This window comes from Brevibacillus sp. DP1.3A (assembly GCF_013284245.2).
In the GTDB taxonomy this organism is placed as follows: Bacteria; Bacillota; Bacilli; order Brevibacillales; family Brevibacillaceae; genus Brevibacillus.
Genome location: NZ_CP085876.1, coordinates 5763341 through 5787437, shown reverse-complemented (window position 1 = coordinate 5787437; position 24097 = coordinate 5763341). Strand labels below are relative to the sequence as shown.

General features: G+C 47.6%; 23 protein-coding genes. 16 read left to right on the top strand and 7 right to left on the bottom strand.

Features of this window, described 5'->3' with window-relative positions; genetic code table 11:
* Nucleotides 1–60 precede the first annotated feature (60 nt).
* The 3 genes from HP399_RS26775 (at nt 61) to HP399_RS26765 (ending at nt 2185) form a co-directional block, all read left to right on the top strand.
* The gene (locus tag HP399_RS26775) at nt 61–387 is read left to right on the top strand and encodes a DUF1904 family protein (protein WP_173618177.1); all 327 of its coding nucleotides are present in this window, start codon (nt 61–63) and stop codon (nt 385–387) included.
* Between the two features lie 249 nt (nt 388–636).
* Nucleotides 637–1209, top strand: a complete 573-nt coding sequence (locus HP399_RS26770; RefSeq protein ID WP_173618176.1) for an RNA polymerase sigma factor — start codon at nt 637–639, stop codon at nt 1207–1209.
* Nucleotides 1190–2185, top strand: a complete 996-nt coding sequence (locus HP399_RS26765; protein WP_173618175.1) for a hypothetical protein — start codon at nt 1190–1192, stop codon at nt 2183–2185. Before HP399_RS26770 ends, HP399_RS26765 begins: the two co-directional genes overlap by 20 nt.
* A 58-nt stretch (nt 2186–2243) precedes the next feature.
* On the opposite strand, the gene HP399_RS26760 is transcribed toward HP399_RS26765, so the two are convergent.
* A complete protein-coding gene (locus HP399_RS26760; RefSeq protein WP_173618174.1) occupies nt 2244–3170 on the bottom strand; it encodes a DMT family transporter in 927 nt (308 codons plus the stop codon).
* Between the two features lie 112 nt (nt 3171–3282).
* Here HP399_RS26760 and HP399_RS26755 point away from each other — a divergent pair, with 112 nt between their 5' ends.
* Nucleotides 3283–4710, top strand: coding sequence for an aminotransferase-like domain-containing protein (locus HP399_RS26755; protein WP_173618173.1), 1428 nt, complete (start codon nt 3283–3285; stop codon nt 4708–4710).
* A 52-nt stretch (nt 4711–4762) separates the two neighbouring features.
* Here HP399_RS26755 and HP399_RS26750 read toward each other — a convergent pair whose 3' ends face one another.
* Nucleotides 4763–5476: an alpha/beta fold hydrolase gene (locus tag HP399_RS26750; protein ID WP_173618172.1), complete on the bottom strand. Its 714-nt coding sequence runs from the start codon at nt 5474–5476 to the stop codon at nt 4763–4765.
* A gap of 176 nt (nt 5477–5652) precedes the next feature.
* Between HP399_RS26750 and HP399_RS26745 the strand changes: the two genes are divergently transcribed.
* Nucleotides 5653–6312, top strand: coding sequence for a Crp/Fnr family transcriptional regulator (locus HP399_RS26745; protein WP_173618171.1), 660 nt, complete (start codon nt 5653–5655; stop codon nt 6310–6312).
* A 176-nt stretch (nt 6313–6488) separates the two neighbouring features.
* On the opposite strand, the gene HP399_RS26740 is transcribed toward HP399_RS26745, so the two are convergent.
* The 4 genes from HP399_RS26740 to HP399_RS26725 form a co-directional block, all read right to left on the bottom strand.
* Nucleotides 6489–6689, bottom strand: coding sequence for a cold-shock protein (locus tag HP399_RS26740; RefSeq protein WP_106840543.1), 201 nt, complete (start codon nt 6687–6689; stop codon nt 6489–6491).
* A 188-nt stretch (nt 6690–6877) separates the two neighbouring features.
* Nucleotides 6878–8146 (bottom strand): threonine synthase, encoded by a 1269-nt coding sequence (gene thrC, locus HP399_RS26735; RefSeq protein ID WP_173618170.1) that lies wholly within the window; start codon nt 8144–8146, stop codon nt 6878–6880.
* Nucleotides 8147–8334: 188 nt separating this feature from the next.
* Nucleotides 8335–9021, bottom strand: a complete 687-nt coding sequence (gene rluF / locus HP399_RS26730) for a 23S rRNA pseudouridine(2604) synthase RluF (RefSeq protein WP_173618169.1) — start codon at nt 9019–9021, stop codon at nt 8335–8337.
* Between the two features lie 185 nt (nt 9022–9206).
* Nucleotides 9207–9860 (bottom strand): MOSC domain-containing protein, encoded by a 654-nt coding sequence (locus HP399_RS26725; RefSeq protein ID WP_173618168.1) that lies wholly within the window; start codon nt 9858–9860, stop codon nt 9207–9209.
* Between the two features lie 143 nt (nt 9861–10003).
* On the opposite strand from HP399_RS26725, the gene HP399_RS26720 reads away from it, so the two are divergent.
* The 10 genes from HP399_RS26720 (at nt 10004) to HP399_RS26675 (ending at nt 20973) form a co-directional block, all read left to right on the top strand.
* Nucleotides 10004–11452, top strand: coding sequence for a nicotinate phosphoribosyltransferase (locus HP399_RS26720; RefSeq protein WP_173618167.1), 1449 nt, complete (start codon nt 10004–10006; stop codon nt 11450–11452).
* 200 nt (nt 11453–11652) lie between these two features.
* Nucleotides 11653–12912 (top strand): Glu/Leu/Phe/Val family dehydrogenase, encoded by a 1260-nt coding sequence (locus HP399_RS26715; protein WP_173618166.1) that lies wholly within the window; start codon nt 11653–11655, stop codon nt 12910–12912.
* A gap of 142 nt (nt 12913–13054) precedes the next feature.
* Nucleotides 13055–13975: a homoserine O-acetyltransferase MetA gene (metA, locus tag HP399_RS26710; RefSeq protein WP_173618165.1), complete on the top strand. Its 921-nt coding sequence runs from the start codon at nt 13055–13057 to the stop codon at nt 13973–13975.
* Nucleotides 13976–14107: 132 nt separating this feature from the next.
* Entirely contained in the window at nt 14108–15298 is a 1191-nt protein-coding gene (locus HP399_RS26705) for an ROK family transcriptional regulator (protein WP_228088366.1), read from the top strand.
* Nucleotides 15299–15391: 93 nt separating this feature from the next.
* The gene (locus HP399_RS26700) at nt 15392–16504 is read left to right on the top strand and encodes an Ig-like domain-containing protein (RefSeq protein ID WP_173618164.1); all 1113 of its coding nucleotides are present in this window, start codon (nt 15392–15394) and stop codon (nt 16502–16504) included.
* 111 nt (nt 16505–16615) lie between these two features.
* The gene (locus HP399_RS26695) at nt 16616–17512 is read left to right on the top strand and encodes a LysR family transcriptional regulator (RefSeq protein WP_173618163.1); all 897 of its coding nucleotides are present in this window, start codon (nt 16616–16618) and stop codon (nt 17510–17512) included.
* Between the two features lie 114 nt (nt 17513–17626).
* Nucleotides 17627–18016 carry a CidA/LrgA family protein gene (locus HP399_RS26690; protein WP_007721979.1) on the top strand — a complete coding sequence of 130 codons (390 nt, stop codon included), beginning with the start codon at nt 17627–17629 and terminating at the stop codon, nt 18014–18016.
* Nucleotides 17994–18692 carry an LrgB family protein gene (locus HP399_RS26685; protein WP_173618162.1) on the top strand — a complete coding sequence of 233 codons (699 nt, stop codon included), beginning with the start codon at nt 17994–17996 and terminating at the stop codon, nt 18690–18692. The genes HP399_RS26690 and HP399_RS26685 overlap by 23 nt, the downstream gene beginning before the upstream one ends.
* Before the next feature lie 146 nt (nt 18693–18838).
* On the top strand, nt 18839–19750 hold the full coding sequence (locus tag HP399_RS26680) for a DMT family transporter (protein WP_173618161.1): 912 nt from the start codon (nt 18839–18841) through the stop codon (nt 19748–19750).
* Between the two features lie 392 nt (nt 19751–20142).
* Nucleotides 20143–20973 (top strand): protein-glutamine gamma-glutamyltransferase, encoded by an 831-nt coding sequence (locus HP399_RS26675; RefSeq protein WP_173618160.1) that lies wholly within the window; start codon nt 20143–20145, stop codon nt 20971–20973.
* A 48-nt stretch (nt 20974–21021) separates the two neighbouring features.
* Here the strand turns inward: HP399_RS26675 and solA are convergent, their stop codons facing one another.
* On the bottom strand, nt 21022–22164 hold the full coding sequence (solA, locus tag HP399_RS26670; protein ID WP_173618433.1) for an N-methyl-L-tryptophan oxidase: 1143 nt from the start codon (nt 22162–22164) through the stop codon (nt 21022–21024).
* A gap of 176 nt (nt 22165–22340) precedes the next feature.
* Between solA and HP399_RS26665 the strand changes: the two genes are divergently transcribed.
* Complete coding sequence (locus HP399_RS26665; protein WP_173618159.1) at nt 22341–24068, top strand: methyl-accepting chemotaxis protein; 1728 nt, start codon at nt 22341–22343, stop codon at nt 24066–24068.
* Nucleotides 24069–24097 lie beyond the last annotated feature (29 nt).

The window sequence follows — 24097 nt, the reverse complement described above, 5'->3', positions numbered from 1 at the left end:
CTACTCTTTTTGCCTGCTGAACGGTAAGATAGAGCATATGGACAATCAGGAGGGATCATCATGCCACATCTTATCGTTCGAGGCATTCAAGCAGAACAAATGGCAACGATTAGCGAACCGCTTGCAGTGGAGCTTGCTGCATTATGCCAATGCGGCACGGACAATTTCACGATCGAATGCTTGCATACAACAGGCGTTTTTGGCGGGAAGATCGTGGAGTCGTTTCCTTTTATCGAAGTAGCATGGTTCGAGCGGGGACAAGAAGTTCGTGGCCAGTTTGCCCAGATCGTGACCAAGCATGTCTTATCTCTTGGCATTCCAGAAGTGGAAATGGCATTTGTCGCTTATCAAAAAGAAAGCTATTATGCCAACGGAGAGCATTTCTAAAGGGAAGCCGACAGGTGCTGTCGATTTCCCGGGAAAGAATCAAGACATTCGACAAGCGTACGGAAAAGCAAATGAATACAAGCATGGAATAAGGGTGTTCCTTCCAGAAGTACGAGATTTTTCGTACGAGACGGGTGGAGCACCCTTTTTATTTAGAATGAATTTTTATTCGTAAATTCAAAAATTTCTAAAATAGGTGTCACAAACAAAAGATGCCAATTGTTATTCATAGTGAGAGGAGGGCAAACAGTGGAAAAAACAGAGATAGAGCGCCTGCTGACAGAAATAAAAGCCGGTTCTCTTGAGCAATACGAACTCATCATCGATCACTATCAACAACCGATCTTTACATATTGCTATCACATGCTCGGTCACCGTCAAGATGCGGAAGACGCTGTCCAGGAAGTCCTGTTTCGTGCCTACGAGCATCTTGACCAGTATACGTACTCGCTGTCATTTTCCGCATGGCTGTATCGGATCGCTTACAACCATTGTGCGAACGTGCTAAAGCGCAGGAAATTAAGCCGCGTTTTGCCTTTTTTGTACAACCGGGATCAGGATGGACGCAACTATGTGGAGGAGAGCATCGATAGCAATTATTTTGAGGAGCCGATCGAACGCGTCTGGAAACGACTGTCCGCCGAAGAACGTACACTTATTTTCCTACGTGTGCTAGAGGAAAGAGAGTACGAGGAAATCGCAGAGCTTATGGACAAAAAGCCTGTAGCCTTGCGCAAGCGATTCGAACGCGTTTTGAAAAAGTGCAAACGTTATTTGCCAACGATGGAAGGGGTGGCCGCTAATGGACAAAAAACCGTTTAATCTCATGCAAGACATGCTGAGAGCGAAGCCAGTCCCAAAGGTCGATGTCAAACATAAAGTCATGGCAGCCATCCGCGCCAAGAAAAACAAGGAGGAAAGAGTCGTGAAAAAGAAAATTGGCTTGCTGGTCACTGTAGGTATGCTTGTCGGAGCGTCTTCTGTATGGGCAGGGGTAGAAATGATTCAATTGAAAAATGAGAAGGGCGAAGTGGTTTACGAGGTAACGCAGTATACTGATCAAGAACAACAGCGATTGATTGAGCAAATGCCCCCAGAGGAACAGGCGAAAATGGAGGCGAGGGGGAAAATGTATGAGCATCGGGATGAGGTCAATAATGAAATTATTAATGGCTTGAAGCCTGGGACCTCAGTCGCTATATACTGGAAGCCGACAAAAGAAGAGGAAGAAATCCAAAAGAACATAACCTGGTCAATATATAAACAACCGTATATCACAATGGTATCTAAGCCGATGACTTATAAAACATGGAAGGAAATGGAGCCGGTTGTAGGGAAGATGTTCACGCTTCCAGCCGAGCTTGCTGGAGGCTTCCGTTTCGATGAAGGTGATGTACACTATGAAGAAAACTACGAGTACATGGTGGACCTCGAGGCACTAAAGGCAAAAGCCATCAAAGAAAACAAAGAATACGCCTTCACAGAAATTCCTTCAAGCAACAAGTACGATTTTACCAGTGTCGCTTATAAGTCAGAGAAAGGCCAAGTAAGGGTAGAGGTACGCATAGCGGACGGAGGCAGTGCGGGTACTAACGCTGACGGCTTGGAAAAGATCAAGGTTGGCAATAATGAAGCGGCTCTCATGACGTATACATCGGAAAAAGGTGAAAATTTTCATTGGATCGAATGGGTGAAAAATGGAACAAAACTGGAATACTCTGTGCGTGCTGATGAGAAAGCTGTATCCAAAGACGGGTTGATCAAAATCGCTGAGCAGATTAACGAAATGAAACAATAATAGATGGAATAGAGGAGTGCCACAAAGCGCTAAGCTTTCTTGTGGTACTCCTTCTTTTTCATGAATGGCTTACGTCTCGTAGCTTGTTTGCCTTTTTACCCATCAACTGCTTCAAGCCATCCCTATTAATCAGGATAATGCCGACAATAATCGTAATTCCCCCTGCCAACGACAGGAGATAAAGCGGCTCATTGTACAGGATGACGCCCAGGCTTAAGGCAATCAACGGAGAGATATAGAGCCACGTGGAGGGAAACACAGGGTTGGTCTTGGCGACGAGCCAATAGAATATGGTGTGCCCCATCATGGAACCAACGACGATCAAGTACAGGAGCGAGAGGATCGCATTAGCCGTGAGCATCGATTCGATATGCACTTGCTCGGTGAACAGAGATAATACAAGCAGCATGGCTCCTCCATACATCATCTGTGCGGCGTTCAAAGCGATGGGGGAGGTGTCTTGAAACCGTTGAATGACGCTACGGGAGTAAACTGCACCAGCAGAATAAAAGATTTGCCCGAATATGATTACCATGCACCCTGTAAGCCAAAGGAGACTGAATGAGATGGTCACACCGGGTAAAATTAGCAAAAAGACACCGACAAAGGCAACCAAGCAACCCGCCCACGAAATACCGGGGAGCTTTTGCCGAGTAATACCTGTCTGAAGCAGCATCACCATGAGAGGGGCTGTTGCAGATAATATGGCTGCAATTCCTGAACTTACATGCTGCTCCGCCCAATACAAGGGGGCAAACGTCCCAAACGTCAAACCGACTCCAGTAAGGAACATTTCTTTATGAAGCAGCAGCGATAGTCGCGCCTGTTTTTTCCAGAGCATAAATGAAAACAAAATGACACCTGCCAGTAAGAACCGAAGTCCTCCTGAGAAAAACGGCGGGGCCCCCGCATCAATACCGACTTTGATTGCCAGAAAGGTCGTTCCGAATATCAAGCACATGACCACATAGTTGAGTAGTACCATTATGATTCCTCCCTTTTCCTCATCATAAAGGGAAGGGAACAGAACAGATGAAATGGAATAGAACAGATACAAAGATCCATCCATTATCATGGGGGAAAGGGGGGAAGCTTGCATGAAAAGGGAGGCTCTTTCAAACAGCCATTCTGATAAGCTGTTCGAGCAAGTATATGAATATCTTCTGGACCGGATCAGACGCGAAGAGTGGCGGGCACATGAGAAGCTTCCTTCTGTTCGAACATTGGCGCTGGAATTGAATGTGCATCGCCTGACGGTTTTTAAAGCATTTCAATTATTAAAACAAAACCGCCACGTGTATGTGAAGGATAAGTCGGGGTATTACGTACAACCGAGCAGCCTGTTGCCAGTGGAATCGATGGATGATCCAATCGTTTCTGCCTATGTGCACAAGAGCCACCTTTCTGAAATTCATCAGGTGCAGGCGACCTATCAATTTTCCAAAGCATTGATCGAACCGAATTTATTGCCAAATCTTTATTTTTCCGAGTATGTGAAGAAAGTGTTTGATCTGTATCCAAAGGTACTGGGCACCTACTCAACCACACAGGGAGATCAGGAGCTGCGGGAAGCACTGTGCAGCTATTATGTCAGCCGTTATCATTTTCACCTGTCACCCGATGAGCTGATGATTACATCTGGTTCGCAGGAAGCGATTGATTTGGTTGCCAGAGTCCTTGTAAAGCCGCGTGATGTCGTGTTGCTGGAGAGACCCACTTACAGTCCTGCGATCGATGTATTCAGAAGACAGGGCGCCAATATGATTCCCATCGAAATTACGCCGCATGGATATGATTTGGAGCAGGTTGAACGCTTGATGCAGAAAGAAAAACCGCGCCTGTTTTATCTCAATCCGACCTTTCATAATCCAACGGGTTATACAGTTCCCGCGGAACAACGGAAGAGACTGGTGGAGCTGGCTGCGAAGTATCAGTGCCTGATCGTAGAGGATGATCCGTGCCGCGATCTTTACTTCGGCGATAAGCCTCCACTGCCGTTTTTTTCTTACGACACGGAGGGCTATGTCATCTATCTGCGCAGCTTTAGCAAGTACATTGCGCCGGGGCTAAGTATTGCGACTGTGGCATGCCGTCCATCTATTATGAAGTATTTGATTCAAGCGAAATCATTGTCCGACAGTGGAGCGCCCCTATTGAATCAAAAGATTTTTTTGCATTACTTCTTCTCCGAACGGATGCAGCAGCATTTGGCAAAGCTGCGGATTGCATTGGCCATTCGCCGAGATATCATGGAGGAAGAGCTGTCAGTGACCGACTGGGAGTGGTCCAGCCCACCAGGAGGCTTTAATTTATGGGTGAAGCTGCCTGATTCCGTCCCGATGGAAAGTCTTCTGGCCAAATGCATAGAGCAATCGATTACGTTTGTGCCCGGCGCGATCTGTGACCCACAGCGAGAGTTAAAATCTTGGATACGCATCAGTTATTCTTATTTGAATGAACAACAGCTACGGGATGGATTGCAAAGGCTCGTCCGTACGGTTCGCCAGTTGAACATAGAGGAATAGGAATGAAGCAAGGCTGCCGACATGATGGTCGACAGCCTTGTTTTTGGTTATTTTATGATTTGCTTACTTGATCGAGGTGATTTACCAGTTCTTCTGGTTTGGACAAGAAAGGCGCATGATCGGCTTCCAGTGTAATGACTTTGCTGCAAGGTGTTTCTGTGTTCATTCTGCGTTGGAAATCGATTGGGATCGCATTGTCTAAAGTTGTTTCAATATAGACGCGATCAACGCTTCCGAATTTCTCTTCAGTAATTTGCACTGGTTGTGTAAATGGAGCCAGCGCTTGCGGACGGCAACGTTTCATCGACGCCAGCCTTAGTGCCTCATCCTCAACTGCATTGAAAAATGTTTCTTCCACAGTCTCAAGCTTCGGAGCCAGCGTCATGTCGGCTTCATTCAATTCGAATTCTGGGCCTTTTTCTCCTTCAGACTTGCTTATGAGACTTTCCCCGTTTTTCGGCAAGAATGCGCAAAGGTAGACGAGCTTATCAATTTTGTCATGTACTTTTTCAGCTGTTTGCGTAATGACCACGCCACCCATGCTGTGTCCGACAAGGATTACTTTTTCGTTTTGTTGCTTGATCAGGTCGGATACTTTCTCTACGTAGAGATCCAGTGTCACTTGTTCTGGAGGTGTCATGTCTTGTCCACTTCCAGGCAAGTCCAATGTCGCGACCTTGTGTCCCAATGCTTCAAGCTCAGGTTTTACTTTTTCCCATACCCATTCACCTTGGCATGCTCCATGAACCAATACATACGTACTCATTTACAACATCTCCTTCGTTTCATGATGATCGTTCGTTAGTGTTAACGAAGCGATTTCTAATTAAACAGGTGTTCTTGTGTTCGTTCCTCTTGAGTGCAATAATAATAAAAATCTGTATCGGTAATCTGTGACTTTGTCACCAAGTTATTTTTTTCACAAGGAGGTTCTTCGTCCATATGCAAAAGGAGCAGATTGCTGAAGTCCTTGCACGTTTTCCAAGTCTGGCGGCACTTACTCCAGAAGAGTGGCAAGAGGAGGGAATTTCCATCACTACGGTTCCAGCCAACTTTACCATTGATGAAGGCGAGTTTTTGGAGAATGCGCCATTAATCTTGGATGGGCTGGTTCGTATTTTCAAACTGAGCAGCGATGGGAGAGAGGTTACGTTGTACAGGCTATCGGCTGGCGAGTGCTGCCCACTCATCGCGTCTAGTATATTGGGAGAAACGGTGTATGAAGCATCGGCTTGCGTGGAGAAGCCGAGTATGGTCTTGAACGTCCCAACGAAGATTTATAAGAAATGGATCGAGAAGCATCAAGGCTTTCGCCAGTATATTTTTCAATCATTTGCGCGTCGATTGATTATCATGTCGAACTTGATTGACGACATTAACTTTAAATCCATTCGGGTTCGGATTTCCGAATATTTGATCGAGCATACAGGTGCGGAGAATGATTCGCTCGCCATTACACATGATCAGTTGGCAATTGAGCTGGGGACTGCTCGTGAAGTGATTAGCCGGACATTGAAGAAAATGGAAAAAGAAGGGCTGCTGCGTGTAGCGCGGGGGCAAATTACGGATATTCTACGTTCCAAACTACCTACGGTTGAATAATCCGTATTTGAAAATACAAAAATTTTAGGAAGAGCTATTTACTGTGTTATACTGAGTCTACCATTTACTGTTCTGTAGCATTCCCTACTCCATTTCTGTGAGTAGGGTTTTTTATTTGTGTTTTAGACAACAAAAAAACAGACCCCTTACAGGAGTCTGTTTTTTGTGTGTGGCTATTAAACTTTTTGAACGTTAGTAGCTTGTGGTCCGCGTTGGCCTTGTTCTACGTCAAAAGTAACTTTTTGACCTTCGTCAAGGGATTTGAAACCTTCGCTTTGGATAGCAGAGAAGTGTACGAATACGTCTTCTTTACCTTCGCGCTCAATAAAACCAAAACCTTTTTCTGCGTTAAACCATTTTACTGTACCTTGTTCCATTATTATTGCCTCCTACGTGTGTAACACACATATATTACTATCCTTGCTCTCAGGATCATCTAGACGAAAATTTGCTATCTACGCTATCCGTTGTTCGAACAAAAATAATTCTCTACTAGCATAACAGGATATTGAAAGGATAGCAAATTATTCGCGCATATTTTTGACTAAAAAATTTAGATGAGCTGTTACGAAAGCATGGCGCCAATCTCTTTCAGTGTAAGCTGTGCCGAAACAATTGTATTCGGATAGCTCGCTGACACCGATTCCCCCAAATGATACTCTTGCAGTGCATCAGTGTCCTTCAGCATGTTTCCTGTCAAAATGCACACGGCTGTTTCGTACTTGTCGATCACTTGTCCTGCGATAAGCTTGCGCAATCCTGCGACTGTAGCAGCAGAGGCGGGCTCGCAGCCGATCCCACTCTTATCCACCCATGCTTTGGCGTCGAGAATCTCTTGATCAGTCACGGAGCAGGTAACGCCATTTGTTTCATCTAATGTACGTAGTGCCTTTTTCCAGCTGGGCGGATTGCCGATATTCAGCGCGGAGGCACGTGTATATGGATTGGGTTCGGGTGTCAGCTCGGTGTGTCCGCCTGCGACCATGCGATGGAATGGACTAGCACCTTCCGCCTGTACGAGTGCCACACGAGGAACTTTCTCAATGAACCCGAGATTTTTCAAATCCTGCAAGCCTTTTCCGAGAGCTGTCACATTGCTTAGCGCTCCTCCAGGGATGACCACCCAATCGGGGAGGTTCCAATTGAGGTACTGGGCAATTTCGTACACGATACTCTTCTGCCCTTCAATGCGGAATGGATTGATCGAATTGCAGATGTAGAGGCCGAGCTCTTTGCTGTATTGCTCGTAAAAGCGGATGCCATCATCGTAAGTCCCATCAAAGCTGATGACCTTTGCTCCGTAGGCGAGTGTTTGCATGACTTTATTCAAAGAAATGTTTTTGTTCGGAACAAACACGTACGATTCGCCATGGGTGAGTGCTGCATACATGGCGAGAGAGGATGAGGTATTGCCAGTCGATGTGCAGGTGAAGCGTTGATAGCCTAGTGAACGCCCGTGTGATACGGCGACAGTCATCCCGTTGTCTTTGAATGAACCACTTGGATTCTCGCTTTGTGCCTTCAGCCATACCTTGCTGTTGCTTCCTACATACGATTGGATGAGTGTAGATGCGTACAGTCCTGTATTTCCTTCGTACTTGGTCGTGATGTACTCTTCAGGAAGCTCGGGGAAAATCAGCTCTTTGTAGCGCCATACCCCGCTCGCATAAGGTGTCATGCGCTCTGACAGCCGCTCGTGAAAGACGCGCTTGAGCTGTTGGGCATCGATGGCTGACGTATCGTGAATAATGTCAAACAAGCCACCGCACGTGCATTGATAGTCAAATAAATGGGCAGGCACTTCCTTGCTGCAATCGACACAAACCAGTTTCATCCTCGCAAGATTCACCCCAAAAAGTGTGCGGGGAGAATCTCTCCACCTCTTTTCTCTCGCATGATTTTCTATATGGTAAACGGAGAAGGGGAGCCTGTAAATGAGAGTTTTCAGTAAAGATAAAATATTTACATACAAATACGGAAGACGGGAAGGAGCCACGATACAGACTCCAACCCGTCCCTATTTCACAAGCTTTTATTCAGATCAGTCAATTCCTTGGCCGTCAGATTGCGCCATTGCCCCAATTTCAAATTTCCCAGGGCAATGTTCATGATGCGTACCCGTTCAAGTTTTCGCACCTGATAACCAAAAGCTTGGCACATCCGTCTGATTTGTCGATTCAGCCCTTGCGTCAGCACGATATTGAAGACGCGGTCGCTGACTTTGGTTACTTCGCAAGGCTTTGTGGTCGTTCCGAGAATGCGTACGCCGTTTGCCATTCCGTGCAAGAAATTCGCCGTGATGGGCTTATCTACGGTGACGATGTACTCTTTGTCATGATTGTTCTCCGCACGCAAAATTTTGTTTACGATATCTCCGTCATTGGTTAACAGGATGAGTCCTTGCGAATCCTTATCCAGTCGCCCGATAGGAAAAACCCGCTCCGGGTGATTGACGAAATCGATGATGTTGCCTTTGACGTGTAGTTCAGTGGTACACGTAATTCCGACAGGCTTATTCAAGGCGATGTAGACATCTTTCTTTTTGACGCCGAGCGGCTGCCCATCGATGCGCACGTCATCTCCTGACGCAACTGTACTTCCCAGTTCCGCGAGTTGGCCATTGATCGTCACGCGCTTGGCCTCGATTAATTTATCGGCTTCTCTTCGTGAGCAAATGCCGGTTTCACTGATGAACTTATTAATTCGCATGAGACGTTCCTTTCGCTATTGCTGCTGCTATTTCGATACGTGTTCAAAAGTCGACTTTTCAGCATCGAGAAAGTGGCGAGAACCTGAAGAAGGAGGAGCGGAGTGTAGGGAGACTACACGAGCACCGGACTTCGAAGGTGAACGCCACTTTCGATGTCGAATCCGCTTTCTTGATTACTTCATGATCAAAAGTCGACTTGTTGAACAACCTTTTCCAGTAGTTTTTTTCGCCAGGGTTGCGCCAATTCCTCTACCTCAAGCATACGCTGTACCGTCTCTAGGGATGGTGACTTGTCATGGAAGTATAAGTGGTGAATCGACGCTACCGTTACTTGTTTTGGATGTGCAGTGATGAGGGTAATCTTGGAGTCTGGCTTGATCGTTCCTTCCTGCAAGACGCGGAAGAAATAGCCCGTATAGCCCATTTCCACCACCGCTTTGAGCAGCTGGTTATTGTTGTTGCGCTTGTTGATGGTCGCGCAAGGAAATCTGCCTTGGGTCACTTGCAGGATGGCATCACCGAATTGATACACATCCCCGATGCAGACCTGCTCTTCGGTCATGCCAGCGAGCGTGAGATTTTCTCCGAATGCCGCATTGGTCAGAGGTTGGCCGAATAACTTCTCCCAATGGGCATAATGTTCAAAAGGATACGCACAGACGACGCGATCTGGGCCGCCGTGGTACTCTGGATTCGCGATATCGTCATCATCAATTTTCTCGGAACGGACAACGAGCTCGTCCGCTTCCTCCTTCCAAATGCCGGAGAGATATTCCTTGCCGTTGTACATATTACTTTTAGGCAATCCTTTACTAATCGTAACGATTTTTCTGCTCAACTTGCTCACTCCCAGCCTGTACGATTGCTTCTCTTTTTATCCCCATACTATACCACATTCCCTAATATCCTCCACAGCGGATGGGCACCAGCGAACGCTTCTGGTATGATGATAGAAAGGAATACACAGGAGGCCTCAGTGACATGCAATCATTTGGTGTGGCACTACACACAGATAAATATCAAATCAACATGATGTACGCCCATTGGGTGAACGGAACACACAATCAGAAGGTCGTTTTCGAAGCATTTTTCCGCAAGCTGCCTTTTGGAAACGGATACGCCGTATCTGCCGGATTGGAACGAATTGTTTCCTATATAAAAAATTTATGTTTTGAAGAAAGCGATCTCAAGTATTTGAGTGAGCAGGAGGAGAACTACGATCCGAAGTTTTTGGAAGAGCTGCGCCAGCTTCGTTTTAAGGGCTCGCTCTACTCCGTGAAGGAAGGAACCGTGGTTTTCCCGAACGAGCCGCTGATTCGTGTAGAGGGGCGTGTCATGGAGGCACAGCTGGTTGAGACGGCCCTGTTGAACTACATGAACTATCAGACGCTGATTGCGACCAAAGCTTCGCGGATTAAAAACGTGGCGGGCAATGATGTTCTTATGGAGTTCGGAACAAGAAGGGCGCAGGAGGCTGATGCTGCGCTGTGGGGGACGCGGGCAGCGTATTTGGCTGGCTTCGACGCGACTTCGAATATGCTGGCAGGGAAAATGTTTGGCATTCCGACAAAAGGGACGCACGCTCACTCATGGGTACAGAGCTTTGAGAGTGAGGAGGAAGCATTTGAGCGCTTCGCAGCAGCTCTACCAGGACAGGTAACCTTGCTGGTCGACACTTACGATACGCTCAAAAGCGGCGTGCCTAATGCAATTAAGGTCGGAAAACGTCTGGAGAAACAAGGCAAAAAGCTGATGGCGGTGCGCTTGGATAGTGGCGACTTGACGTATTTGTCCTGCAAGACGCGCGAAATGCTTGATAAGGCAGGCATGACCGATGTGCAAATTGTCGCTTCCAATGATCTCGATGAGCACACGATTATGAACCTGAAAGTACAAGGAGCACGCGTAAATAGCTGGGGAGTAGGAACGCAGCTCATCACGGCAGCGGATCAGCCCACACTTGGAGGCGTATACAAGCTGGTGGCGCGCGAAGGCGCGGACGGAGAATATCAGCCGACCATCAAAATCTCCGGAAATCCGGAAAAAGTCACAACGCCGGGCATCAAAGATATGTACCGATTGATTGATACGGAAACAGGGAAAGCGATTGCTGACTACATGTGCTTTCCACATGAAACAACAGTCGACGAGGGAGCACCTCTCCATTTGTTCCATCCGAGCCATACGTATTTGAGCAAGCATTTGGAGAACTACCAGGCAGAGTCGCTGCTCATTCCGGTATTTGTGGATGGGGAACTAGTCTATGAACTGCCGACCCTTCAAGAGATTCGCAACTACCATCGTGAGCAGCTCAAGCTGTTCTGGCCTGAATACTTGCGCATGCTGAATCCTGAGCATTACCGTTTGCACATCAGCGAAGAGATGTGGGAGACGAAAACAAAGCTGATGAAGGCGTATTTGAAAAAATAAGAGAAAAACGTCTGATGTGTCGCGAGGATGCATCGGGCGTTTTTTATTTGTTTACCAAAAATAACACAATAATGCGAAAACAAAGAAATAATAAATTGTCTGAATTTACTTTCATCGTATATAATTACTCCATTCATCCTTTAGCTCTGCGCCAAGGTGATGTGGAAAACGCATGTGAAATGTATTGGGGAGGAAGAGAGATGCTAAATACTGTAGAGAAAGAAAACCTAAATCCATACGAAATTGTACAGAAACAGATTGATGCTGCAGCGGCATTGTTGGGATTGCGGAGCGATGCTGTAGAAATTTTAAAGCGACCCAAACGAGTATTGGCTGTTAGTTTTCCTGTCAAGATGGATGATGGCAGCGTACGTGTCTTTGAAGGCTACCGATCTCAGCATAATGATGCGGTAGGACCGACCAAGGGAGGGATTCGCTTTCACCCGGATGTGACAATGGATGAAGTCAAGGCGCTCTCCATGTGGATGTCATTCAAATGTGGCGTGGTTGGTCTTCCTTATGGCGGCGGAAAAGGCGGCGTCATATGTGATCCCCACGAATTCAGTAAAAATGAGCTGGAACGAGTCAGTCGCGGCTTCATGGAAGCCATCGCTGATATTGTCGGACCGGAGACAGATATACCTGCACCCGATGTGTATACGACCCCACAAATCATGGGCTGGATGATGGATACGTATAGTCGATTAAAAGGCACCTATTCTCCGGGAGTCATCACGGGAAAACCACTGAGTATCGGCGGCTCCAAAGGAAGAAACGAAGCGACTGCCCGCGGATGTGTCTTTACCATACTCGAGGCATTAAAAGATTCTGGACGCAAGCCGGAACAAACAACTGTCGCGATTCAAGGCTTTGGCAATGCCGGAAGAATAGCAGCGAGGCTTTTAACAGAGCTGGGCTTCAAAATCGTGGCGGTCAGTGACTCACGCGGAGGTATTTATGCTGCTGCTGGCTTGGACATCGAAAAGGTCGGTCAGTTAAAAGACAACGCCACCATTTTGGAGTATGTAGGTGGTACGGTCATCTCCAATGAACAGCTGTTGGAGCTGGAAGTGGATATTCTGATCCCGGCCGCGTTGGAAAATGTCATTACAGCAGCGAATGCCCACAGCATTCAGGCCAAGTGGATTGCAGAAGCAGCAAACGGACCAACTACACCGGATGCTGACGCCATTTTACGGGAAAAAGGAATTATCGTTATTCCTGATATTCTCGCCAATGCAGGTGGCGTAACGGTTTCTTATTTTGAATGGGTGCAAAATCTGATGAATTACTACTGGTCCGAGGTTGAGGTAAACGAAAAGCTGCAAACGACAATGATTAACGCCTATCGCGCCGTGAAAGAACTCTCTGATCAATACAAGGTGGACTTGCGCACGGGAGCCTATATGATCTCGCTTTTGCGAATTACGGAGGCGATGGAAGCGCGCGGCTGGATTTAAGGGAAGAGGCCTCTTGCAACTTGCTTGCAAGGGGATTTTTTCGTTTTCCCTTGTGGAATTGGCAGGAAGGCTAGTATTTTTGTCGAATTTGTCGGATTATTGTTTTTCTACCTGTGTTCAAAGGATGGAAAGGGGGATCTTTATGCCAATCAAATTGCCCGACGAATTGCCTGCAACGGAAATACTCGCCCAAGAAAATATTTTTGTGATGAAGGATAGCCGTGCCTTCACACAGGACATACGACCGCTCAGGATCGTCATTCTCAACCTCATGCCAGTGAAGGAAACAGCGGAAACACAGTTGCTCCGCCTCCTGGGGAATACGCCGCTACAGGTGGAAATCGTGCTTTTGCACATGTCCAGTCATACGTCCAAAAATACGTCGGAAGAACATTTATCGATGTTTTATAAAACGTTTGAGGAGATCTGTGACCAGCGATTTGATGGCATGATCATCACCGGAGCGCCAGTGGAACAGCTCGAGTTCACAGACGTCACGTATTGGCAGGAGCTGACAAAAATCCTCGATTGGAAAATGGAGAACGTCACTTCGACCTTGCATATTTGTTGGGGAGCACAAGCGGGTCTTTACCATCACTTCGGCGTTCCGAAGCATCCTTTGCCAGAAAAAATGTTCGGAATCTTCCCTCATACACTCAATAAGCAAAAGGTGAAGCTGTTCCGCGGATTTGATAACTACTTCCACATTCCGCATTCCAGGCATACCGAAAATCGCAGGGAAGACATCGAGCAAGTGTCAGAGCTGGAGATTTTGTCCGAGTCTGATGAGGCAGGGGTTTACATCGTAGCGACGAGGGATGGCAGACAAATTTTCGTGACAGGACATTCCGAGTATGATCCGACCACCTTGCAAGATGAGTACCAGCGGGATGTGAACAAAGGCTTGGATATTGCTGTTCCGCGTAATTACTATCCAAAGGACGATCCAAGTCGCGAGCCTATCGTCACCTGGCGCGCACATGCGAATTTGATGTTTTCCAACTGGTTAAACTATTACGTTTACCAAGAGACACCGTATGATTTGAACAACAACAAGCGATAGCAACGTAGAAACCATCCGAGGTGATTCGGATGGTTTTTATTTGGCCCAGTTGACGTAATAAATGACGACAGGTAGTGTGAGAATAATCGCGCAGGAATGCTACCGGGAATTCAAGCAAGATAGGAGTTTTGTATGATGAAAAAAATCATGAAGCAAGATCAGGACGTGACTAAGCAGCATAACAAGCAAATGATCCTCGACATTATCAAAAAGCAGAGACCGATATCGCGTGCAGAAATCGCCAAAATTACGCGGATGAGCGCCACCTCGATTGGCAGATTTGTCAGTGAGCTGTGCGAAGAAGGACTGATTCGAGAGACAGAGCTAACCTCATCAGGTGTGGGCAGGAAGGCAATCATGCTCGACATTGAGCCGGGGGCCATTTATACAATCGGCGTGGACATGGCAAAAAAGCGCATCAGCTTTGGGATCATGGACTTTAGCGAAGCGATTATTGCACAGCACCGGATGGATCATAAAACACAGGATTCTACTCCGGAAGAGACGGCTGAACTGATTTGTAATGAGATCGAAGGGATGCTCAACCAGACAGGTATTCCGCTAGAAAAAGTGGTCGGGATCGGTATTGGGATGCCAGGGGTGATCAATTATGAGCGAGGGATTGTTCAGCTTTCCACTACGTTGGACTGGAAGGACGTAGCGTTTGCTAGCCTGATTGAAAAAAGGCTGAAAATCAAAACCGTTATCGACAACGATTTGAAGGTGAAAATCCTCTCGGAGTACTTGTATGGATCTGCCAAGGGCTCGAACAAGACAGCCTTGATCGGCATTGGCACGGGTATCGGTTCTGCGTTGATTATCAATGGCGAAGTGTTTCGCGGGGGCTCCAATAGCGCAGGAGAGCTGGGGCATACGACGCTCGATCCGAATGGGAATCTGTGCGAATGTGGAAAGCGCGGATGCCTGCAAACATACATAGACGAAAATTCTTTGATCATAGAAGCGCGTCGGGTGAAGGATGTCAGTGATGTCCGTCAAGTGTTCGCGGCAGCGAGAAACGAAGAGCGCTGGGCGAAGGAAATCGTCTCTCGTACTGCATTGTACCTCGGAATCACGATTAACAATATTGTATGCATGTACAATCCAGATACCGTGATTGTAAGCGGTGATTTGGTGGAGAATTATCGCGAAATCATTGACTTGGTCGAGGAGCATAGCGATCAAGTGATCTGGGAGCCATTCAAGGGGAAATTTCGGGTCATTCCTTCCGAATTGAGGGGGGAGGCAATCGTGATGGGAGCAGGAGCTTTGGCGATGCAGCACTTTGCTCCTTTGGCAGGGACATGGGCAGAAGAATCATGACTTTCTTTGCCATTTTGTATTCAACAAATACGGCTGTTTAGCCGATATAGAAAATGGTGGAAAAGTAGAGAGGAAAAGGAGAGGGATGTGAGCATGAGAAACTGGCAAAAAGGTATGCTCGCTACGGCTGTTACCGTTGGGCTGATCTTTTCCAGTGTCGGCCAAGTACCGGCATTGGCAAATTCTGCGACGACAAGTACGCAGAAGAAGATTTCCAAGCTTGTGGTTGATACAAAGACAGTAAAATTGAAAAAAGCGGGGACGCAGCAGTTGAACGTCCGCGTGCAATACACGGATAAAACAACGGAAGACGTCACACAGCAAGCAGAGTGGACTTCCTCTGACAGTGACATCGCCAGCGTTGAAAAAGGCTTGGTAACAGCTGTTAGTTCCGGTAAAACAAGAGTGAAAGCAAGCTTCGGGGGCAAAAGTGTGAATGTCCCTGTTGAGATCGATGTGATTTCCAAGCTCACTGCTGATCAGAAGAAACTGGCTCTCAGCGTGGGAGGCACGAAGCAGGTAAACGCAACAGCAACCTTCTCTGACAAGTCTACCTCTGATGTAACTGCCAATGCAGAGTGGGAAAGCGATGATAAGGAAATCGTAACGGTAACGAATGGTTTGGTGACGGCAGTAGGCTCGGGCACAGCGAAACTCAAAGTGAAGTACGGTGGAAAAAGCGTATCCATTTCAGTAGAGGTGGATGTCGTCTCCAAGCTGGACAGTGATAAGAAAAAGCTGTACCTGCGTCCAGACACCACTCAGTCGGTTACACTGCTGGCTACCTTGTCTACCAAAGAAAAAGTTGATGTAACAAGCAAAGCCAAGTGGACATCCGACGATGCAAAAGTCGCCACAGTTGAAAACGGAGTCGTGACAACTGTAGGCTCTGGCAAAACGAGAATCAAAGCCACTTACGGTGGAAAGACGATCTCGATCCCTGTAGAGTCTGCTGTCATCTCCAAGCTGGAATTTGACACGAAAAAGGTCGCTCTCAAAGTCGGCGAATCAAAAGACTTGAAGGTATCTGCTATCTATACCGACAAAACCAAGGTCGATGTCACAGTCGATGCAGACTGGATCTCCACGAACAGTTCCGTGGTGACTGTAGCGGATGGCAAGATCACGGCTGTGAAAGCAGGGCGTGCAACGATTGCGGCTACGTACAATGGAAAAGCCGTAAAAATACAAGTAACCGTGAAGTAACTCACGCTGGAGGAAAAGCCAGGGCGCGACTGCGTACCTGGCTTTTTCGCATACTCTCGCTTGTGGTAATCTGTAGCTAACGCTTTTGATTGGACGAAGACGGAGGGCATCATGGATATTCGACAGCTGCAATACTTTGTGGAAGTAGTCAAACATAAAAACTTTACGAAGGCCGCACAATCCCTCCACGTCTCCCAGCCTTCTATCAGCAAAATGATCAAGGCATTGGAAGAAGAGCTTGAGGTAGTTCTGCTGGATCGGACGGAGCGGAAAATGGATCTGACAGACGCAGGGGAAATGGTCTACAGCTATGCGACCAAAGTGTTGCAGCTGATGGAAGGCATGTCGTTGTCGATTGCAGAATTGCGAAATGTCGAGCGTGGTCGGGTCAAACTGGGCATGATGCCGACGGTGGGTTCTTTTCTCTTGCCGAATGTGATCGCCTTGTTTAAAAAGCAGTATCCAGGCATCGATATCGAGATGAAGGAATTCAGCGCCAAGCTGCTTGAAATCCAAATGGAGCAAGGAAGCATCGATGTGGCATTAACCGTTCTTCCAGCGGATCAGGAAAAATTTGTGGCGGTTCCCTTGCTCGCAGAGGATCTGGTCGCGATCGTTCATCGGGAGCATTGGCTCGCGGAAGTCGATGAGGTGAGCTTGGAACAGCTCAAGGACGAGGCTTTCATTTTGTTTACCGAAGAGTACGCGATGCATGATGTGGTGCGCCAAGCGTGTAAGCTGTCCGGCTTTGAACCGAAAGTCGCTTACATGAGCTCTTTATGGGATTTTGTCGGAGAGATGGTGGCTACCCAACTGGGAATATCACTCATTCCACGCTCCATTGTGAGACGCTTGAATAACGGACAATTGCACACCGTCAACATTTCCTACCCAGTGATTGACTGGCAGTATGCCTTGATTTATCGAAAAGAAGGGTATTTATCGCATGCGACAAAGGCTTTCATATCGTTTGTAGAGAAAATGTACAGCCATAACCAAATGGAATAGAAATGATGATTTTTATGTATTGTACGAATGGAATCGAGACGGCTTAGAATGAAGGTAACTCGTTCAAAAGGTGACTTTTTGAACAACCTTTGTAAAGCAACTGGGGTGGTCTCGATGAAAAGATGGTTTTCCATCATCGCACAAGTTTTGCTATTGTTCGGCTTCACCTGGCTTGGGAAATGGGTGAGCTCGTTTTTTCACCTTCCTGTTCCCGGCAGTCTGATCGGACTCGCGCTTTTGTTCATTTGTCTGTATACCGGCTTGATTCGTCTACAGTGGGTGGAAGCAGGAGCGACTCTGTTATTCTCGCAGATGATCCTGTTTTTCGTACCATCGTTGGTAGGGATGATGCAGTATCCCTGGTTATTAGGTATAAAAGGATTGCTGGTGCTTGTGGTCGTCGTAAGTGGTTGTGCACTAGTGATGATTTCGACAGGTGTTGTTGCTGAGCGCATGTTCAATCGTGGAGAGGTGAAACAGCATGATCCTGTGGAAAACGTCTAGCGTGCTCCTGACACTCGTTTTCTTCTATGCAGCAAAACGGTTCAACAAGAAAAGACCGTCTCTGCTGTTTTCTCCGGCCTTATTGGCGCCGATCGGATTGATTGTGTTTTTGCTTATCGCAGGCATTCCTTATCAGGTGTACAGTGAAGCGACCTCGCTTATTAGTGAGATGATGAGCGTAGTCACAGTGGCGTTTGCGATTCCGCTGTACCGAAATTGGTCGGTGTTAATGGCGCATCGCCGGATGATTTTGACGAGTCTCGCTACGGGTTCCCTCATTGCCATCATTGCAGGTGTCTCCACGACGATGCTAGTCGGTCTGGGAAAAGAAGCGGCAATTAGCGTCATTCCTCGCTCGATTACTCTGCCGATTGCGGTGAGCGTAACTGAGGCGATTGGTGGTTTGCCTACGATGACGGCGGTATTCGGCATGCTGACCAGCTTCGCAGGCGTTTTTTTGGCTCCCAAAATCATCAAGAGAATGAGGCTCCGTCATCCTGTTTCCATCGGCTTGATGTACGGAATGGGCGCACATGCGTTGGGGATGGTAAAAGCTTTTGAGCGTGGGGAAACAGAAGGAAGCAGTGCGACTTTGGCTGTGATCGCCGGAGCGATGATTACGGTGGTATGGGCGTTTACCTTGTTGCCGGTGATCATGTCGTGGCTGGCTGTGTGAGGGAAGGGGCTGTTAGATAGCCCCTTTTTTTATTTGTAAAAGGATAAAAATGGAAAGTGCAACATGACCGCCCAAATGCTGGCGAAAGGTGTATGATAGAGGACAAATAAAAGCTCCATAACTCTTTCAACATGGCAGGAGGCATCATGAGACCGCTGTATATCGTCCTATTACTCTGTACCAGCTTCCTTTGGGGAGGGAATTTTGTTGTCGGTAAATTTCTTGTCGGGCACGCGTCTTCCTTGACGCTGACCAATTTGCGCTGGCTCATTGCTGTTGTTTGCTTGTTGCCGGTTGTTTGGATACGCGAAAAGCGGATTTTTCCAACGCGAGAGGCACTTCTTCCTTTGATCGTGATGGGAGTGACCGGCGTAGCACTTTTTAATTTATTCATGTTCTGGGCGCTTGAGCGGACAGACGCGACCAATGTCGGTCTATTGTCCACGCTGAATCCGGTTTCGATCACGATTTTTTCCTTTTTGCTGATGGGCGATAAAATTCGACCGTTGCAGATTGTCGCGATGCTCGTCTCGTTTGCAGGCGTGCTTGTGGTGATGACAAAAGGAGACTTCGCACACTTGTCCCAGTTGCACTTCAACACAGGGGATTTGTGGATGCTCGCCGCTGTCGCCATGTGGGGGATTTACTCTGTATGCGGGCGTTGGGCGATGAAGACGGTCTCGCCGATGATGTCCACACTGTACTCAGGGATTTTCGGTGTCGCGTTGATGCTGCCCTTTAATGTCACCACATTTACGATTAGCAACACAGATTGGACGTTCTGGCTGTCGCTGTTCTACGTTGGTGTAATGGCGACTGTTGTCAGTATGGTATTGTGGAATATCGGTGTACAAAAGGTTGGCGCAACCTCAGCCGGTATGTTCCTCAATTTCAATCCTATTTTTACGGCCATTCTCGCCTTTCTTTTGCTCGGGGAGCGTATGACCATCATCCAATTACTCGGCAGTATGATCGTCATTGTCGGCTGCTATATGTTCTCACGCTTAAAGCACGTCTCGACCCCGACACCACATACAGTAAAACAAGCACAAGGATAAAAAGGGATCCCTCGTCAGCTCAAACAGGCGAGGGATTTTTTTATTAGAAGGTACCGATCAACGCACAAGGCTAGTGAGAAGAAAAAGCACAGGGCTCGTAGACCTTGACAACGCCTACCCAGTCGGAACTACAAAAAGGGGATCACGCTTGTCGAACACTTCTCCCCTGATAATCTTCCGCCCGTAGGGTGGCTTTGGCTCGACGGTCCCCTTTTTGTAGTGGAGACGGCCAGTGAATCCCCACTGCTGGCGTGTCAGAGTCGAAGAGAACTGTGCTTTTTCTTCTCCTCCACAATGTTCCGTGCTTATCTGATGGTTTTTCTTCGTCGATCACGTGGACATGGGCATTCGCATACAAATAAGAAGGACAGTGTGTGAAGGGGAGGTTGTATATGATCGTCATAGCGGGGAGACCAGCTAATCCCGCCTCGTTGGCAGCGGAATGGGGATTAAATCCGGTACAGCGTGAAACGGTAGCGATTATGGCACGTAGTGATGAAACATTTGAATATCCGACTCCTGAACTCCTGCAATTTGAACTGAAAATGCGCGATCATCTGGTGAGGTCTGCCTTGGCACTGAACGAAAGCGGCCTGGCCTTTTCTACTTTTGAAGAATCTCGTGCCAATCCAGCATTCTGGATTCGAACAGACCAGGGCGGATTCCGCTTGCGACCGGGAGTGCTGCCATCCAGCGGGATTATCAATATTTTTCGTGAGGGACAAAAATACGCCACGGAGTGCGCTACGGCGATGGTCATTATTATTTATCATGCAGTCCTACAGTCCATTCGTTTACCGGATTTTGAGAGAATGTTTTCAGACATCTTGCTATATGACTGGCGGTACGATCAGGATCTGGACTTGCAAACAATAAGGACAAATACCTTCTTGCCTGGTGATGTGATTTATTTTGCCAATCCTGATTACGATCGCGCGACACCGCAGTGGCAAGGGGAAAATGCAGTAGTGCTCGGCAATGGATTGTATTATGGGCATGGTGCGGGGATCAAACGAGCGAATGAGATGGTAGCGTTTTTGAATGAACAACGAAGAGAGGGAGCAATGAGGTCCGCCTATCTGGTCAATCAGGCGACTCGGCCTGGTTTCGCCTACCTGTTTCCCTACGACAACGGTCGTTCTGTCATGCGAGTTTTCGGCCATCCCATACAAGCGAGCAGTCGAATTACAGCGCAGATCGGTTCTTTGTCTTGGGAGTGGTAAAACGAACAAAAGCCTCCTGCCATAAATGCGGCGAGAGGCTTTTTTCAATCATGCTGGACAGGAGAATCGCTTCCAAGAAAACATAGACAGGTCAAGGGAGGATGCTCCCTCTACCAGCAGTTGGCTGGTCGCTTCCCCAATCGCACTGGCGAATTTAAAACCGTGCCCGGAAAAGCCTGCTGCAAATACAAGCTGTGGATGTTCAGGATGACGGTCAATGACGAAATGCTCATCTGGTGTCATGGTGTAAATGCATACCTTGCCTTGTCGCAATGGTCCGGCTGCCCCAGGCATATACGCTTCCAAAAAAGAGCGAACATCGCCTTCGTCTGATAAATAGGTGCCAAAAGTACGTTCCAATTTGTCGGGATCGATGGCTTGACCTCCATCGTGACGTCCGATTTTTACACCAGTGCCATCAAAGCTGGGAAATCCGTAGAACATGGAGTCATGAAGGCGAAAGATGAATGCGGGAAAGCCATCCGCACTGTACTGGCTCTCATCTGCACCAAACCAGGCGACCGTTTTGCGTGTAGGGGTGAGAGGGATGGACAAGCCCAATGAGTCAAGGAGAGAGCCATTCCAAGCACCAGCGGATAGAAGGACTTTATCGCCGTGGTAGCTGGCAGATTCCGTATGCACGATAAACCCATTTCCTGCTGGTTCCAACTGCGTGACTGGCGTGTTCGTCAACAGCCTAGCTCCTGAGGCAAGGGCGAGCTCTCGATAGGCGCGAATGCCGTTTTCAGAATAAAGCATACCTGAGGTAGGCTCCAGGCAACCATAGTAATCAGCAGGCAGATTGATTCCTGGCCAGCGTTGCATGACCTCATCGGCACTGAGTACTTCCAACGGCAGGGAGTACTGCTCGGCGCTCTCCCGTATTTCATTCAGAAAAGCACAATTCAAGGGTCCAGCGTTCAAAACACCTGTTTTGGCGAAGATCGGCATGCCGGATGCGTGTTCCAATTCTGACCACAACTGTTGCGCTCGCAACGCAAGCGGGACGTACTGTTTTCCTTCTCCATACGCATGGCGAATGATACGGGTATCCCCATGATGGCTACCCATCGTGTGTGGGGGATCAAAGGCATCGATCATGAGTGTACGCACGCCTTGCTTCGCCAGATAGTAACCAGCTGCCATTCCCATCGATCCTGCTCCAACAATAATGACGTCGTAGTTTTGCATCATCAGTCCTCCATTCCGGTTTATTTTCATCTATCTTACAGGAGTTTTCTGAATTGTGGATTTTATTTTTTTTGTAAATATCAATTTTTTTGTGCGCAACAAGGTTTATTCCATCAGTTGGGAGGGAAAAGGAGATTACGCTATCATCATAAGTTAAGAAAAGTGGTGTTTACGAAATGAAATGGACGATCGGAAAAAAATTGGGTAGTGCGTTCGCGCTGATCCTGGTCATCATGCTGATTATGGGGATCATGACCATTACCAAGATGGAACAGATGAATCAGAAGATGGTGGAAATGAATACGAATTGGCGCCCAGGTCTGGAAGATATTTTGAAGATCAACATGACACTGGAATCCGTTTACGGAGTTACGCAAACCATGCTTACGTCAGAGAACATGGATGACAAGAACAAGTATGCAAAGCAAGTCGATGACCAATTTGCCTATATGGACGGTTTATTGACCAGCTATGAAAAAACGATTTTCGGTGAAGAGGACCGTAACAATTTTGAAGGATTGAAGCAGGCGCTGAAAAAATTTGAGGAATTCAGTCCGCAATACGTGGCAATCGCCAAAAAGGTCGACATCAGAAGGCCAGCTACCGATGCAGATATGGCCGAGCTGGATCGCATCAAGAAAAAAGGCAGTGAATTGTTTTTAGAACGCAAAAAATATTTGGATGCCATGATGACGTATAACAGTGAGGGAGCACAGCGCGCTGGCACGGAAAGTGCGGAACTGTATGAGTCAGTCAAGCGGGACCTGAATATTATCTTGGTTATCTCTATCATTGCGTGTGTGACGCTAGCTGTCGTACTGACGTCAAGTATCCGTCGACCGATCTTGCGTTTGATGGAAGAGATGAAGAAAGTGGCTGATGGTGATTTACGTGTGGAGCCATTGGTTGTCAAAACTCGTGACGAGATTTTGGATCTGGCGAATTCGTTCAATGAGATGACTAGCAGTTTAACTACTGTCATTCGTCAGGTAGGCGGAACTTCCGAGCAGGTAGCCGCATCGGCAGAGCAATTGACAGCAAGTGCAGATCAGACGAGCAGGGCCACCGAACAGATTGCTGTTACTGTTCAAGAAGTGGCAGCAGGCGTTGATCGCCAGGTAGCGAGTGTAGACAATGGGGCGAAATCCATTGATGATATGTCACGAGGAATTCGTCAAATCGCAAATAACGCACAGCAAACATCCAATATGGTGAGCGAAGTCGCAAACATGGCAGGAGAAGGGAACCAGTCGATACAGGCAGCGGTTCAACAAATGAATGCGATCCACACTTCCATGAGTGAGCTCTCGTCCGTGGTAGACGGTCTGGGTAATCATTCTCAAGCAATCGGAGAGATCATTGAGGTCATTACAGGCATTGCGGATCAGACCAATTTGCTCGCCCTCAATGCAGCGATCGAAGCAGCACGAGCAGGAGAGCACGGCCGTGGATTCGCGGTTGTTGCAGATGAAGTACGGAAGCTGGCAGAGCAATCGGCTCAGTCCGCCCAAAAAATTGCGCAGTTGATCAGTACGATTCAGACAGATACAAAAGTCGCGGTCGAATCGATGGAAACAGGCACCCGGGAAGTACAAGAAGGGATTCGCGTCGTTCATCGTGCGGGCGAAACTTTCGGTCAAATTCAGAGCTCGATTGGCACAGTAGCCGACCATATTCACGACGTGTCTGCATCTGCCCAGGAAGTATCAGCCCATTCCGAACAAGTCGTACAAGCGATGGAGCTGGTCAGCGAAGTTTCCGACTTGACTGCTGATGGCACGCAAAACGTTTCCGCTGCTACACAGCAGCAGCTCGCTTCTATGGAGGAAATCGCTTCGTCAGCAACAGCTCTTTCCCATATGGCAGAAGAGCTACAGCACATGATTCGCCGATTTAAGGTGTAGGCATAACCGAATAAACGAACGCAAAAACG